Annotated in this window: 13 protein-coding genes; 9 read left to right on the top strand and 4 right to left on the bottom strand. The window is 67.1% G+C overall.

Annotated features, from left to right (window positions below):
* Positions 1 to 126: 126 nt before the first annotated feature.
* Genes QQL87_RS36240 through QQL87_RS36230 form a run of 3 tightly spaced genes read left to right on the top strand, consistent with a single transcriptional unit; the run spans position 127 to position 2,799 of the window.
* Entirely contained in the window at positions 127 to 1,155 is a 1,029-nt protein-coding gene (locus tag QQL87_RS36240; RefSeq protein ID WP_284423869.1) for an ABC transporter substrate-binding protein, read from the top strand.
* A gap of 4 nt (positions 1,156 to 1,159) precedes the next feature.
* Positions 1,160 to 1,876 carry an NUDIX hydrolase gene (locus QQL87_RS36235; protein WP_284423870.1) on the top strand — a complete coding sequence of 239 codons (717 nt, stop codon included), beginning with the start codon at positions 1,160 to 1,162 and terminating at the stop codon, positions 1,874 to 1,876.
* On the top strand, positions 1,873 to 2,799 hold the full coding sequence (locus tag QQL87_RS36230) for a polyphosphate kinase 2 family protein (RefSeq protein WP_284423871.1): 927 nt from the start codon (positions 1,873 to 1,875) through the stop codon (positions 2,797 to 2,799). The genes QQL87_RS36235 and QQL87_RS36230 overlap by 4 nt, the downstream gene beginning before the upstream one ends.
* A 266-nt stretch (positions 2,800 to 3,065) precedes the next feature.
* Here QQL87_RS36230 and QQL87_RS36225 read toward each other — a convergent pair whose 3' ends face one another.
* Positions 3,066 to 5,816 carry an EAL domain-containing protein gene (locus QQL87_RS36225; RefSeq protein ID WP_284423872.1) on the bottom strand — a complete coding sequence of 917 codons (2,751 nt, stop codon included), beginning with the start codon at positions 5,814 to 5,816 and terminating at the stop codon, positions 3,066 to 3,068.
* 150 nt (positions 5,817 to 5,966) lie between these two features.
* Positions 5,967 to 7,241: a FecR domain-containing protein gene (locus QQL87_RS36220; RefSeq protein ID WP_284423873.1), complete on the bottom strand. Its 1,275-nt coding sequence runs from the start codon at positions 7,239 to 7,241 to the stop codon at positions 5,967 to 5,969.
* Positions 7,242 to 7,422: 181 nt separating this feature from the next.
* On the opposite strand from QQL87_RS36220, the gene QQL87_RS36215 reads away from it, so the two are divergent.
* A complete protein-coding gene (locus tag QQL87_RS36215) occupies positions 7,423 to 9,168 on the top strand; it encodes a ShlB/FhaC/HecB family hemolysin secretion/activation protein (RefSeq protein WP_284423874.1) in 1,746 nt (581 codons plus the stop codon).
* A gap of 12 nt (positions 9,169 to 9,180) precedes the next feature.
* On the opposite strand, the gene QQL87_RS36210 is transcribed toward QQL87_RS36215, so the two are convergent.
* Complete coding sequence (locus QQL87_RS36210; protein WP_284423875.1) at positions 9,181 to 10,428, bottom strand: multidrug effflux MFS transporter; 1,248 nt, start codon at positions 10,426 to 10,428, stop codon at positions 9,181 to 9,183.
* A gap of 219 nt (positions 10,429 to 10,647) precedes the next feature.
* Between QQL87_RS36210 and QQL87_RS36205 the strand changes: the two genes are divergently transcribed.
* The 3 genes from QQL87_RS36205 (at position 10,648) to QQL87_RS36195 (ending at position 12,097) form a co-directional block, all read left to right on the top strand.
* Entirely contained in the window at positions 10,648 to 10,974 is a 327-nt protein-coding gene (locus QQL87_RS36205; protein WP_284423876.1) for a YqfO family protein, read from the top strand.
* Positions 10,971 to 11,588, top strand: a complete 618-nt coding sequence (locus QQL87_RS36200) for a CAP domain-containing protein (RefSeq protein ID WP_284423877.1) — start codon at positions 10,971 to 10,973, stop codon at positions 11,586 to 11,588. The genes QQL87_RS36205 and QQL87_RS36200 overlap by 4 nt, the downstream gene beginning before the upstream one ends.
* A 158-nt stretch (positions 11,589 to 11,746) precedes the next feature.
* Complete coding sequence (locus QQL87_RS36195) at positions 11,747 to 12,097, top strand: hypothetical protein (protein WP_284423878.1); 351 nt, start codon at positions 11,747 to 11,749, stop codon at positions 12,095 to 12,097.
* Positions 12,098 to 12,207: 110 nt separating this feature from the next.
* Here QQL87_RS36195 and QQL87_RS36190 read toward each other — a convergent pair whose 3' ends face one another.
* The gene (locus tag QQL87_RS36190; RefSeq protein WP_284423894.1) at positions 12,208 to 12,930 is read right to left on the bottom strand and encodes a Crp/Fnr family transcriptional regulator; all 723 of its coding nucleotides are present in this window, start codon (positions 12,928 to 12,930) and stop codon (positions 12,208 to 12,210) included.
* A gap of 128 nt (positions 12,931 to 13,058) precedes the next feature.
* On the opposite strand from QQL87_RS36190, the gene QQL87_RS36185 reads away from it, so the two are divergent.
* Both QQL87_RS36185 and QQL87_RS36180 read left to right on the top strand, forming a co-directional pair.
* Positions 13,059 to 13,283: a hypothetical protein gene (locus QQL87_RS36185; RefSeq protein WP_284423879.1), complete on the top strand. Its 225-nt coding sequence runs from the start codon at positions 13,059 to 13,061 to the stop codon at positions 13,281 to 13,283.
* Positions 13,284 to 13,356: 73 nt separating this feature from the next.
* A complete protein-coding gene (locus QQL87_RS36180) occupies positions 13,357 to 13,923 on the top strand; it encodes an HXXEE domain-containing protein (protein WP_284423895.1) in 567 nt (188 codons plus the stop codon).
* Positions 13,924 to 13,945: the final 22 nt, after the last annotated feature.

Genomic DNA, 13,945 nt, shown 5'->3' with positions numbered 1-13,945 from the left:
TTCTTCGCCGCAAGTCTATTTTAGCGCCTATGGGGTCAAGCCCGGGACGACGGCGGTGTTTGCGGCGGCCTTCTCATTCACACGATGGCGGCCTAGTCTAACCAACAACACGAACGGAGGAAATCAATGAACAAGATCATCGGCCGGGTCACCGGCGCGCTGCTGGCGCTGACGTTGAGCACGGGGCTGGCGAGCGCTGCGAGCAAGGTCACGATCGCGATCGGTGGCGGAGCCTGTCTGTGCTATCTGCCGACGGTGCTGGCGAAGCAGCTTGGCGAGTATGAGAAGGCCGGGCTCGAGGTCGAGCTGGTCGATCTCAAGGGCGGCTCGGACGCGCTCAAGGCCGTGCTCGGCGGCAGCGCCGACGTGGTCTCCGGCTATTTCGACCACTGCGTCAATCTCGCGGCCAAGAAGCAGGAGATGCAGTCCTTCGTCGTCTATGACCGCTACCCGGGCTTGGTGCTGGTCGTCGCGCCGTCGCACAACAAGGAGATCAACTCGATCAAGGATCTCGCCGGCAAGAAGGTCGGCGTCAGCGCGCCGGGCTCGTCGACCGATTTCTTCCTGAAGTACATGCTGAAGAAGAACGGCGTCGATCCCACGTCGACGGCGGTGATCGGCGTCGGCCTCGGCGCCACCGCGGTCGCGGCCATGCAGCAGGGCCAGATCGACGCGGCCGTGATGCTCGATCCCTCGGTGACGGTGCTGCAGGGCAGCTATCCGGACCTCAAGATCCTCTCTGACACCCGCACCCAGCACGACACGCTGGAGGTGTTCGGCGGCGAATACCCCGGCGGCGCGCTGTATTCGACCGTGGCCTGGATCGCCGGCCATGAGAAGGAGACGCAGGCGCTGACCAATGCGATCGTGGCGACGCTGGCCTGGATCCATGCGCATACGCCGGAGGAGATCATGGCCAAGATGCCGGAGGAACTGGTCGGCAAGGACAAGGCGCTGTATCTGGCCGCGCTGAAGAACACCATTCCGATGTACTCGCAGACCGGCAAGATGGATCCGAAGGGCGCCGACGCGGTGCTCGCGGTGTTCTCGACCGGCTCGCCCGATGTCGCCAAGGCCAATATCGACGTCAGCAAGACCTTCACCAACAAGTTCGTCGAGCAGGCGAAGGGCACCACCGGCACGAGCACGAAGTAGAGGGATGGCGGACGTCGTCATCCACCGCGTCACCGCGCTCGACCTCAAGGTCGAGCGCTGGGACTGGCCGTTCGCGAACCAGCGCCGCGATGAGGTCGCGGCGCATTTCGCTGACAAGCAGCGCGAGAAGCCGGCGTTGTGGAACGGCCGCATCCTGCTCGGCCGCGATGCCCGCTTCGACGACGGGCAGTTTTCGGCCAGTTATTTCGAGACGGATTTCGCCAGCCTGCTGGCGTGGCGCGACTGGGGCTATCCGGACCGCGCGGTGTTCAACGGCTTCGGCATGGGCGCGCTGCGGGCTGCCGACGGCGCCTTCATCCTCGGCGAGATGGGCGCGCATACGGCCAATGCCGGCCGCCTGTATTTCCCCGCCGGCACGCCGGATCTCGCCGACGTCAGCGGGAACGTGCTCGATCTCGCGGCCAATGTCGCGCGCGAGGTCGAGGAGGAGACCGGGCTGACGCCGGCGGACTATCGCGCGTCGGCGCATTGGGACTGCGTCGTGACGGGCGCGTCGATCGCGTTGATGCGCGTGCTCGATGCCGCCGAGACCGGCGAGGTCCTGCAGCGCCGCATCGAAGCCAATCTCGCCGCGCAGGACGAACCGGAACTCGCAGGCGTCCGGCTGGTTCGAAGCAGGGGCGACCTGACCGCGGCGATGCCGCGCTTCGTCACCGCCTTCCTCGAAACGCAGTTCAGCGCCGGAGAGACGTCCTCATGAGCAAGACAGCGCGTCCGCTTGCCCGCGAGCTCGACCCGTTCATCTCGCCGTTCCGGATCGATGGCGGCCACAAGTTCCATCTCAAGTCGCACAAGACCAAGGTGAAGGGCGGCCTCGACAAGGAGCAGGGCGAGGCGATCATCGAGCAGAACCGCAAGCGTCTCTCCGACTTCCAGGAGAAGCTGTACGCGCAGGACCGCTGGTCGGTGCTCGTGCTGCTGCAGGGCATGGACGCCTCGGGCAAGGACAGCGCCATCAAGAGCATCTTCGAGGGCGTCAATCCGCAGGGCTGCGAGGTGACCTCGTTCAAGCAGCCGACGTCCAAGGAGCTCGACCACGACTTCATGTGGCGCAGCGCGATTGCGCTGCCGGAGCGCGGCCGCATCGGCATCTTCAACCGTTCCTATTACGAGGAATGCCTGGTCACGCGCGTGCATCCGGAGATCCTCCAAGCCGAGAAGCTGCCGCCCAGGCTCGTGACCAAGGCCATCTGGCACGAGCGCTTCGAGGACATCTCCGCCTTCGAGCGTTATTTGTCGCGCAATGGCACCGTGATCCTGAAGTTCTTCCTCAACATCTCCAAGGAGGAGCAGCGCGAGCGCTTTCTCGACCGCCTGGAGCAGCCGGCGAAGAACTGGAAGTTCTCGATGGGCGACATTACCGAGCGCGCCAAGTGGCACCGTTACCAGGCGGTCTACCAGGACATCGTGCGCCACACCTCGACGCCGTTCGCGCCGTGGCACGTCGTGCCGGCCGACCACAAATGGTTCGCCCGCGTCGTCATCGGCTCGACCATCGTGGCCGCGCTCGAAGGGCTCGACCTGCATTTCCCCCGCGTCGATCCGGCCGCGCGCGAAGAGTTCAAGGCGGTGCGCAAGGCACTGGAGACCGAAGGCAAGGGCGGGAAGACGAGCGGCGGGTGAGGGCAGGCTGAAGCGGGACGCCGCGCAAACGCCCTCTCGTCATTCCGGGGCGCGCGCAGCGCGAGCCCGGAATCCATAGCCACAGGCCGTCATTGGTTGGCGCAGCGCGCCGTTGCGGGCGTCTCGTCTCCTCAGGGGCGGTCGTGGTTATGGATTCCGGGCTCGCGCTGCGCGCGCCCCGGAATGACGGAGGAGAGAGCGTTCGATGTAACTCGGGCGCGCACGCGAGGCAGGATGCCCTCCGCTCGCGCGCCCCGCCGTCACCTTCACGCCGCGCCGGCCTGCCGCGCGTCGTCCACCGTCAGGAACCGCTGCGTGAACTCCGCGGCCGGCATCGGCTTGCCGAAATGATAGCCCTGGCCCTGCTCGCAGCCGAGCCGCAGCAGGAAGTCGGCGGTGGCCTGGTCCTCGATGCCCTCGGCGATGACGGAAAGATCGAGCTGCCGGCTGAGGCTCACCGTCGAGCTGACGATCGCGGCATCGTCGGCCTGGGTGAGCAGGTCGCGGACGAAGGAGCGGTCGATCTTCAGGCCGTCGAGCGGGAACTTCTTGAGATAGGTGAGGCTCGCATAGCCGGTGCCGAAATCGTCGAACACGAGGCCGACGCCGAGTGCCCGCAGCCGGCCGAAGGTCTGGAGCAGGCCAGGCTCGTCGTGCAGCAGGATGTCCTCGGTCACCTCCAGCTCGAGCAGATCGGGAGAAAGGCCGGTGACCTTGATGAGTTGAGCGACGAAGGCGGCGAGATCGCCCGCCTCGAATTGCGACGCGGCGAGATTGATGCCGACCCGGATGCCATGTCCGGCGAGCTCCCACGCGCGGGCCTGACGGCAGGCGGTCGTGGTGACCCAGCTGGCGACGGCTTCCGACAGCAGCGAGGTGTTGACGATCGGCATGAAGGCGCCCGGCGCCAGCAGTCCGCGGGTCGGGTGGTGCCAGCGGATCAGGGCCTCGGCCCCGAACACGCGGCCGTCAATGAGGTTCACCTGCGGCTGATAGAACAGCTCGAACTCGCCGCGTTCGACGGCCAGCGCGAGCTCGGCCTCGAGCGTCAGCCGCTCCTCGATGTCGGTGCGGATGGCATCCTCGAACATCACGTGGCGGCCGCGTCCGACCGCCTTGGCCCTGGAGAAGGCGAGATGGCCGTTGCTGAGGAGCTCGGCCGCGGTGCGTCCGGCTTCGGGGTGAACGGCGACGCCGACGCTGAGCTTGATGCGCTGCTGACGTCCGCCGGCGTCGAGCGGCGTGTCGAAGCTGCGCGAGAGATGAATGGCGAATTCGTCGACGGTGCCGCCGAGGGCCGAACCGGCGATCGCGATGGCGAACTCATCGCCGCTGAGATGAGCTATGAGTCCGGCGTCGCCGATCTCGTCCGTCAGCCGCTCGGCCGCGGCGCGCAGGATGCCATCGCCATGGGCGTGGCCGAGCATGTCGTTGATCTCCTCGAAGCCGTCGAGACCGATCACCAGCAGCACGACCTGGTCCGACCCGTCAGCTTTGTCTTGCAGCAGCGCTTCGAGCCTGGTTTGCAGGGTGTCGCGGTTGATCAACCCTGTGACGGTGTCGTGCTCGGCGAGGTAACGGATGCGCTCGGCCTCGCGCTTGCGCACCGAGATGTCGCGCAGGATCACGCCATATTGCAGGCCGTCGGCGCCGTGCCAGGCGGAGAAGCTCGCCTCGACCGGAAACACCTCGCCGTCCTTGCGGCGGCCGTCGAACTCGGTTGTCGCGCCGCCGGGCAGCAGGGTCGCCGGCAGCGCCGCTTCCTGCTGCGGGAACAGATCGTCGGTGCCGCCGTCACCGGCACGCAGGCGTGCGAACGGCTGGCCGATGATCTCGTCGGCGCCATAGCCGAAGATCGCGACCGCGCCCGGATTCCACACCGTGATCCGCTTGTCCTGATCGGTGCACACCAGCCCGTCGCCGATCGACATCGCGATGCGCTCGAACCGGCTCTCGGCGACATTGCGCAGCAGGCCGCGGAAGTCGATCTCGTCGAGCGCGGTGGCCATCAAATAGGCGACGAGCGCGATCTGCAGCAGCGAGGTGTCGAGCACCAACGCATAGCGATGATGCAGCAGCAGTGCGACCGCCTCCAGGCTGATGCTGAGACATGCGATCAGCAGGCTGCGCCGCGCCGCCGAGAGGTGCCGCCAGCTCGCCAGCATGATGGTCACGATCAGGAGCAGGCCGGCCACCATCGTCGCGGTCGACGTCATGACGAAGGTGCGGTGCTGAAGGATGGATTCGGCCGCGAGCGCCTGCAGCACGGCGCCGGGCAGCACCCGGCTGTTCGGAACGCTGTAGTGATCGCCGAGCTCGATCGCCGTGGCGCCGACGATCACCCGCTTGCCCTTGAGCCGGGCCAGCGTCGTCTCATCGCCGCTGAGCACGTCGACATAGGACACCCGCGGCAGCGACGAGGCGTCGATGCCGTAGTCGATCAGGAACGACGTGTCCCGGGTCGCATGGCTGCCGGCGAGAAAGGCGCCCATCGATTGCAGGAACGCGTCCTGCTGAAAGTCGCCGAAGGCGTAGCTTCGGACCCGGCCGTCGCGCGCCACCACGATGTTCACGAACGCCGACCACGCCAGCCGTTCGAACTGCGGCAGCGGCTGGTTGACGTGAAGGGTGGATTCTTTTCCGATCGCGTTGAGCTGCTTGAAGGTCGGCAGCACGACCGAGCCCTTGGCGTTCAGCAGCGCCTCGGCGAAGGCCTGGTCGGAGGCGGGATCGGATGGCGCGCTGAAATCGACGTCGAAGGCGACGTCGGTCACGCCGGCGCGCTGCAGCTGCCCGAGCAGGCGGGCATGGGTGGCGCGCGGCCACGGCCAGACGCCGATGGCTTCGATCGAGCGCGGGTCGATCGCAACCACCGCGATCTCGCCGCTGGCGGGACGGCTGTCGAGCCGGAAGCGCAGATCGACCAGCGCATGGCTGAGCAGCTCGTAGCAGCCGGACAGGCCGACCGTCAGCAGTGCGACGACGACCAGAATATGCGGCATGAACCGCCTGACCATGCCCCCTCCCGAACGTTCGCGGACCGGCTCGACGCCCCGTGCCCACGATGCCGCATTCACCTGTGTGTCCCCATCTGCAGAGCGTTCATCCGCGCTCGCGGCTCCGACCGCATGATGCCGATCACGTCCGGTGTCGTGGGACGCATCGTCTCAGTTCTTGTCGTGGCCATATGCGTGGGCATTGCCGTGCCCGCTGTTGCCGTTGCCGCTGTTGCCGTTGCCGCTGTTGCCGCTGTTGCCATTGCCGCTGTTGCCATGGCCGCTGTTTCCGTTGCCGTTCCCGCTATTGCCGCTGCCGTTCCCGCTGTTTCCGTTGGCGTTCCCACTGTTGCCGTTGCCGTTCCCGCTGTTGCCATTGCCGTTGCCACTGTTGCTATTGCTGCCGCTGCCGGCATTGGTGGTCCCGGTATTGCCGGCGGATCCGCTCGGCGAGCCGACCGCCGCCGTGACCGCAGCTGCGACCGAAGAATCTCCGGAGGTGCCGTTGGTGGTCGCCGAACTGCTGGTCGAATTGCCGTTGCTGCCGCGCGGGTCGTTCCATGCAGCGCTTCGTCCGCTGCCACCGGCCGCGGCGTGTGCGCCATGCGCAAGGCCGCGCGTCGCCTTCTGGATGTTGAGGTTGACCTCGCCGATCGAGCTCGAGATCCGCACGACGTTCGGCTTGGCCGCGACCGCGGTCGTTGCGGCGGGCCGCGGTGACGGGGTTGTCGATGTGCCCGCGCGGAGTGCAGGGGCGCTGCTGTTCAGCGCGTGGATCACGCTGCCCTTGGCCTCGCGCGGTGCATGCAGGCCGTCGCGTGGGACCTGAACGCGATCGATGGTCGGTGCACGCGGGCGGCCCTGCTCGATCGGGCTGAAGCTGCCGGCGCCCGACAGGCTGAGGCCCGAGCGGCCGGCGTTGAGGGTGGTGGCCGTCTGGCCGGGCATGACCTGGGCGATCTGTCCGGACTTGAAGTCGGAGACCTGCACCTGGCCGCGGCTGACCTCGACCTTGGTGTTGCGGCCGCTGATGGTGACGCTGAACTGCGTGCCCTTCACGACGGCGGCGAGATAGGGCGTCTCGACCTCGAAATGCTGGACGTTGCGCTTCTCGACATCGAGCAGGATCGAGCCGGCGCGCTGCAGGATCGTGGTCGCCATGCCGTCCTTGGCTGCGGCGGGCAGGCCGACCTCCGAGTTCGGCGCGATCACGATGGTCTCGGCGCCGCGCGTCAGCCGCACCCGCCCGTTCGGACCGGTGCGGATCATGTCGCCCGGCTTCAGCGCATCCTCGCGGCCGAGCGATACCTGGGCTGCACCCTGGCTCGTGACCCAGACGTCACCGGATGATTTGCTCACCAGCCACGGCTCGCCGTCGGCCGCAAACGCCATGGGCGTTGGGACCAGCAGGCACGCGATCAGTATCAGCAGGCGCTTGAATGACATGATAGCGACTCGGGTCGTTGGTCGTCTTTGAAACTAATCGAAATGTTTCAAGAGACCCTTAGGAGTTGTGACCGAGTTTTGTTCACGCATTTACGCTTCATTGACCTTAACAAACTAAAAACGAAGCATGCGTGCTTGTCGTATCGAGAGAGTAGGGCGTCCTGCGGGCCGGCGCGCCGGTATGCCCGCACGGCAGGCGTTGCGGCCGTTGCGAGGAACCGCCGTTGCGACATCGCTCTGCCTGTCTGCAATCGGGCTCGCCAGCGCCGCGCATGCGCAGCAGGTCAGCCAGCCGAGCTTCGATCCGCGCCAGACCGAGAAGGTTTTCGACGAGCAGTCACGTTCCGCCCAGCCGGCGCCGCCGCGGCCGCGCGCGCCGCAGTTCGAAACGCAAAGCGGCGGCGGCGACCGCAAGACTTTGTTCACCCTGCGCGGCGTTGTCCTGACGGGAGCATCAGCGCTGCCGGCCGAGCAGCTGGCGGCGGCCTATCAGCCCTATCTGGGCAAGCCGGTGTCGCAGGCCGATCTCGCCGCCATCGCGACCGCGATCGGCGATCAGTATCGCGCGGCCGGCTATCATCTCAGCCGGGCGATCGTCCCGGCGCAGGACATCAGCAACGGAAGGGTACGGATCCAGGTCATCGAGGGCGGGATCACCGAGGTGAGCCTGAAGGGCGAGGGCGCGGAGGAGTTCGGCATCCGGCCGATGCTGGGTCCCGTGCTGGCCGAGCAGCCGTCGCGGCTGGCGACGTTGGAACGGCAGTTGCTGCTGATCAACAGCCGCGGCGGCGTGCGCCTCGTCGACTCCACCTTGGAGGAGATCGGCGGCACCACCGGCCATTTCCGCCTCGTGCTCGAGCTCAAGACCTGGCACGTCTACGGCTTCGCTGGCGTCGACAATCTGGGCTCCTCGACCGTCGGCCCCTGGCAGAGCTACGCCACCGCGGCGTTCAACTCCTATCTGCTGCCGGGCGACACGCTCACCGCCAACCTCTCGACGACACCCGCAGACCCGCGCCAGCTCGCGTTCGGGCGGCTGTCCTACGACGTGCCGGTCGGCATCGATGGGGCTCACATCGGCGCGTCCGCGCTCTACAGCGAGGTGCGGCCGGGTGACGTCAGGCGGCTCTTCAACGACAACACCGTGACCGAGACATACGAGCTGCGCGGCGGCTTCGCGCCGATCCAGTCGCAGCGCGCATCCCTCAACCTGACGCTCGCCGCCGCCTTCAGCGACGTTACCGAGCGCGACCTGTTCGGCATCTGGTATCGCGACCGCATCCGGACCTTGACCTTGACCGGGGATTATCGCTGGAAGGATGATATCGGCGGCGACAACTATCTGACGCTGGCCTACAGGCAGGGGCTGAACGTCTTCGGCGCGACCCCGGCCGGCGATGTCATGGCGTCGCGCGTCGGCGCAGCGCCGAGCTTCTCCGTGGTCAATGGCTGGTTCACGCGCTACCAGACCTTGTCGGAGGCGTGGTCGCTGAAGATCGCCGCCGCCGGCCAGCTCGCCTCGGGACCGCTGTACAATTCGCAGCAATTCTATCTCGGCGGCCTCGCTTATGGCCGCGGCTATGGCAGCGCCCAGATCAGCGGCGACAACGGCATCGCCGGCACGTTCGAGGTCCGCTTCGAGCAGAAGCCGGACTGGGCCTATCTGAAGAGCTATCAGCTCTACAGCTTCTTCGATGCGGGGCTTGCCTGGAACGACGGCTTTCGCCCGTCCGATGGCGTGGCGCTGACCTCGGCGGGGGCAGGCATGCGCTTCACCTTCCCCAACGACTGGCGCGCCGATCTCGGCGTCGCCGTGCCGCTCGGCTACCGCGCGCCCGATAATTCGACGCGCAGCGCGCGGCTGCTGCTGACATTGTCGAGCGTGCTGAAGCTGTGCCCGCAGCGCGGGCAGGGGCCGTGCATCTAGACCGGCTTGGGTCTAGACCGGCTTGGCCGCGCCGTGGAACAGCCGGCCCTTCTCGGTGATCAGCACGATCGCCAACGCGGTCGCGGTGCAGGCGAGAAAGCCGGTCGCGAACGGCAGCGGCGTGCCGTCGAAGGCCTGGCCGACCACGGCGCCGGCGGTCATGCCGAGCAGGGTGGTGATCGAGCCGTAGAGCGAGGAGGCCGTGCCGGCATTGGCGCGCTGCGGCTCCATGGCGAGCGCCGTGAAGTTCGCGAACATCAGGCCGAACGAGAACATCATCGCGCCCGACAGCACCATGAACAGCCACAGCGGCAGGGCGCCGAGCAGCGCCGCCGTGAAGCAGACCAGCGCGATCGCGACGCAGCCGATCAGCGCGCTGTGCGAGATCTTGCGCATGCCGAGCCGGCCGACCAGGCGTGCATTGAGGAAGCCCGCCACCGCGATGGTGGCCGAGATCGCCGCGAACGCCAGCGGAAAATAATGGCCGAGATGATAGACGCCGGTGAACAGCTGCTGCGACGACAGGACATAGGCCAGCACGGCGCCGAAAATGCCGCTGGCGGCGAGCGCGTAGCCCAGCGTCTGGCGGTTGGTCAGCGTGGCGCGGAAGGCGGCGCTGATCGAGGCCACCGAGAACGGCTTGCGCTCGTTGTCCGGCAGCGTCTCCGGCAGGCGGAAGATCGTCCACAGCAGCGCGACGATGCCGTAGATGGTCAGCACGACGAAGATGCCGCGCCACTGCGTCAGCAGCATCACGGCCTGGCCGAACGCCGGCGCGACCACGGGAATGGCGATGAACACCATCATCGCCAGCGACACCACGCTGGCCATGCGGCGCCCGGCATAGCAGTCGCGCACGATCGAGGTTGCGATCACGCGCGTCGCCGCGGTGCCGAGGCCTTCCAGCACGCGTGCCAGCAGCAGCGTCTCGAATGACGGCGCGGCGATCGCGAGCAGGCTGGCGATGACATAAAGCACCATGCCGCCGAGCAGCACCGGGCGGCGGCCGAAGCTGTCCGACAGCGGACCGATCGCGAACTGGCCGAAGCCGAAGCCGATCACGAAGGCCGTCAGCACCGCCTGCACCCGGTTGGCGACCCCGATGTGGAACGCCGATCCGATGTCCGGCAGCGCCGGCAGCATCATGTCCATGGCGAGCGGGTTCAGCGCCATGATCGCCGCGATCACGATCACGAACTCGGTGAAGGCCATCGGCTGGTGGCGGACGATTTCGATGGTGTCGGCACTGGTGTCAGCCAAAGCTGGGGCCTTCCGTGATGTCGATGACGGGGGGAAAATCGAGCTGACGGATAAGTAGCGGACTTGCTGCGGCGCACAAGACGCGTTTCGGAATGGCTGGTCATCAGGCCCTAGAGCTGGCGCTGGCGCGATTGTGACCGCGCGTGACCGGGCGCAAATTGCACCATCCGGCCGGCGATGGTAACGCGCGTGTGATCGTCTTGGCGGATCACGAGCCCGATGCAGACCTACAAGATCGTCGTCTATGTACCCGTGGCGGACGGAGAGGCCATACGCCGCGCGATGGGGGAGGCCGGCGCCGGGCGTATCGGCAATTATGATAACTGTTCGTTTACCGTGCGGGGCATCGGCCGGTTTCGGCCGCTCGCCGGCGCCCATCCCGCCATCGGCGCCGTGGGCCGGCTTGAGACGGTCGAGGAGGAGCGCATCGAGACCGTGTGCTCCGGGGAGCGGCTCAGGACCGTGCTGAGCGCGATCCGCGCGGCGCATCCCTATGAGGAGCCGGCGATCGACGTCTATCCGCTCGCGGCGGTGGACCTCGCATGACGACGCTTCGTGGTCTTGGTGCGATGCTGCTCGCCACCCTGCTGATGATCCCGGCCGCCGCAGCCCAGGACACGGCACCGGCGGAGCAGATCTCGGCGTTCCGCCTCAAGAACGGCGAGGGCCGCGTCACGCGCGACGCCACGCTCGACCGCATCGCGATGGAGCAGGCGCGGGCGATGGCCGAGAAGGACGATCTCAGCCACGAGGTGCTCGGCCCGTTCAACCGCCGCGTCGCGCCGTCGAAGGCCGGCCGCGCCGCCGAGAACATCGCCTATGGCTACGACAATTTCGACAAGACGCTCGGCCAGTGGATCAACTCGGCCGGCCATCGCAAGAACCTGCTGCTGCCCAAGGCCACCAAGGTCGGCATCGCCAGCGCGAAGACGACCAGCGGCAAGCGCACCTATTGGGCGATGGTGATCGCCGGCGACTACGATTCGGACAGGCCGAAAGGCAGCCCCAAGAGCAAGGGCAAGCCGGCCGTCGCGCAGGCCAGGCCTGATGCCAAGTCCGACGCCAGGTCCGACTCGAAGCCGCAGACGCGCTGGGGCGCGAAGCCGCCCGCGTCGAAGGACTGTCATCTCAACATCAAGCTCATCGGTCTCTGCATCTGAGCGCGCCCGTATCTGCGGCGCCACGTCTCACGCGCGATCACGGGGTTGTGCGGGACGCTCCATTGATCGCGCGAACTTAGTTGTATATGCAAGCTGTGGTTGTCGTTTAGACAGCCAGAAACGTGAAATTTTTCATCTCATTTTGAACGGAGACCATCATGGCAGTCGTTGAGCAGGCTTCGGCCACCAGCACCAATCCGCAGACCGCGTCCAAATCATTCCCATGGACGCTGACCTCCTATGAGGAGCAGGGCAATCTGTGGCTGAAGTGGACCACCGGCGCGCCGTTCCGTGCGCAGCAGGGGCAGATTGCCGTCTACAACAACGGCTTCCCCGCCGATCCGCAGAAGGACCGCAAGGCCTGGTCGTGGGACAACGAGCACGGCGGCGGCTCGGGCTGGGACACCGGCTTGCGCTACGGCTCCGACTGGAGCTGCGCCTGGATCGCCGAGAAGAGCCCGAACGGGCCCTACACCTACGTGGTCACGCTCGTCACCAAGGGCATCTGACCGCGGTCGCATCGCTAGTGCGGACGCGCTGAACAAGCGGATGCGGGCGAGGCCATCGCCCGCATCCTGCTGTGCGAGACCTTTCGCATGAGATCTGTGGCCGCCGGTTGCTAACGCGGCTGCTTCAGATGCAGATAGCCGGGATCGAAATCGCCGATCGCGCAGATCCGCTGCCAGTTGTGCACCGTCAACGTGCCGGCGCGGAAATCGACGGCGCGGCTGGCGCGCAGCTCGCCCAGCGTGCGGTTCACGGTCGCGATCGCCATGCCCAGCGCTTCGCCGAGCTGGATCAGGCTGAGCGGCAGCCGCAACTGGTCGTCGCGGACATGCCCGAGCGCGCGGGCGCGGTAGAACAGCTCGCAGAACAGATGCGCCATGCGCGCCGGCTTGGCCCGCGCGCTGTTGTTGGTGATCGCCTCGCGGAACATCGCCGCGTCGATCAAGGTCTCGCGCCAGATCGCAAAGCCGAGCGCCGGCCGCCGGCTGATGGCTCGCGTCAGCTCCTTGTGTGCGACGCCGGCCACCACCACCGGGCCGAGCGCGCAGACCGCATGGTCCATGCGGTCCAGGAACAGCGCCTGTGCGTCCGGCCAGTCGCCGGCCATGTGAAACGACAGATATTGGCGGCCGCCGTTGGCCAGCAGATGATAGCGCGCCACCCAGCCCGACAGCACGACGACGGAGCGATCCGGCTCGTCGCCCTGGCGGATCAGGTCCTCATGATCGGCCAGCTCGCGCGGAGCAAAGCTGAAGCGCCCGATCTCGGCGATGTCGTCGCCCGCCAGCCGGGAATGCTGCTTGAGCTTGTTGAGGACGATGTTGTCGGCTTCCATGGACATCGCGCTTGGTGCTGCCTCGACGTATCAAATGAGACGGAGCGGCCCGCGGTTCCTATTAAGCTCGCGATGGTATCCGGGGGGGGGCGGAGCGAATTACAGGCCGCCGCATCGGGAGAACGGCTGTGCCCCACATCGCGTTCCTTGAAAGGCTGCGCCGATGGTTCGGCGGCAGCGGTGCCATCGAGACGATCGCGCCAGTGCCGAGCGAGGGGCGGCGGAAACAGCCGGCGCACCCGATGTCCGACCAGGAGCTGTCACGCGCGATCCGCGAGCTTCGGAGCCCGTCGCCGTCCGAGGCGCGCCTGGAGAAGCTCGCCAGACGGCCCGGCGACACCGAGCCGGGCTAGACGCGCCACACCTGGTGTTTCCCCCGGGGGAACCCGGCTTGGCAAGGCCGGCCGACTCGCGCATCAATAGGTGATGCTCGATCTCCTCGCCCGCCACTGGGTCGCCGGTGCCGTGTTCATGGCCGCCGCGCTGCTGGCGCTGGTGCCGCTGCTGTCGGCCGACTGGCCCTTGGCGCTGCTGCTGATCTTCCTGCACTCGCCGGGCTACATGATCCACCAGGTCGAGGAGCACGCCGGCGACCGCTTCCGCCGCTTCGTCAACACCGTGATGTTCGGCGGCCGCGAGGCGCTGACGACGGGCGACGTGCTCTGGGTCAATTGCGGCGCGGTCTGGGGCATCGATCTCGCCGCGCTCTACGTCGCATGGATCGCCGGCCCGGCCTGGGCCCTGGTCGCGCCGTATCTGATGCTGGTCAACTCGGTCGGCCATATCGGCCCGGCGCTGCGCTTCCGCGGCTATAATCCGGGCCTCGTCACCGGCATCGTGCTGTTCATTCCGCTCGGCCTCGTGACGGTGCTCACGATCCCCGCGACATCGGCGCAGCATGCGCTCGGCTTCGGCCTGTCGCTGCTGCTGCACATCGTCATCGCCGCCAACGCCATCCGCCGCGCCCGCGGCGCGGGGCTGGCCAAGGCGTAGGGGCGCGTACCGAGCTTCTCCG

This window comes from Bradyrhizobium sp. SSBR45G (genome assembly GCF_030159255.1).
GTDB lineage: Bacteria > Pseudomonadota > Alphaproteobacteria > Rhizobiales > Xanthobacteraceae > Bradyrhizobium.
This window is presented reverse-complemented; position numbering and strand designations above follow the sequence as displayed.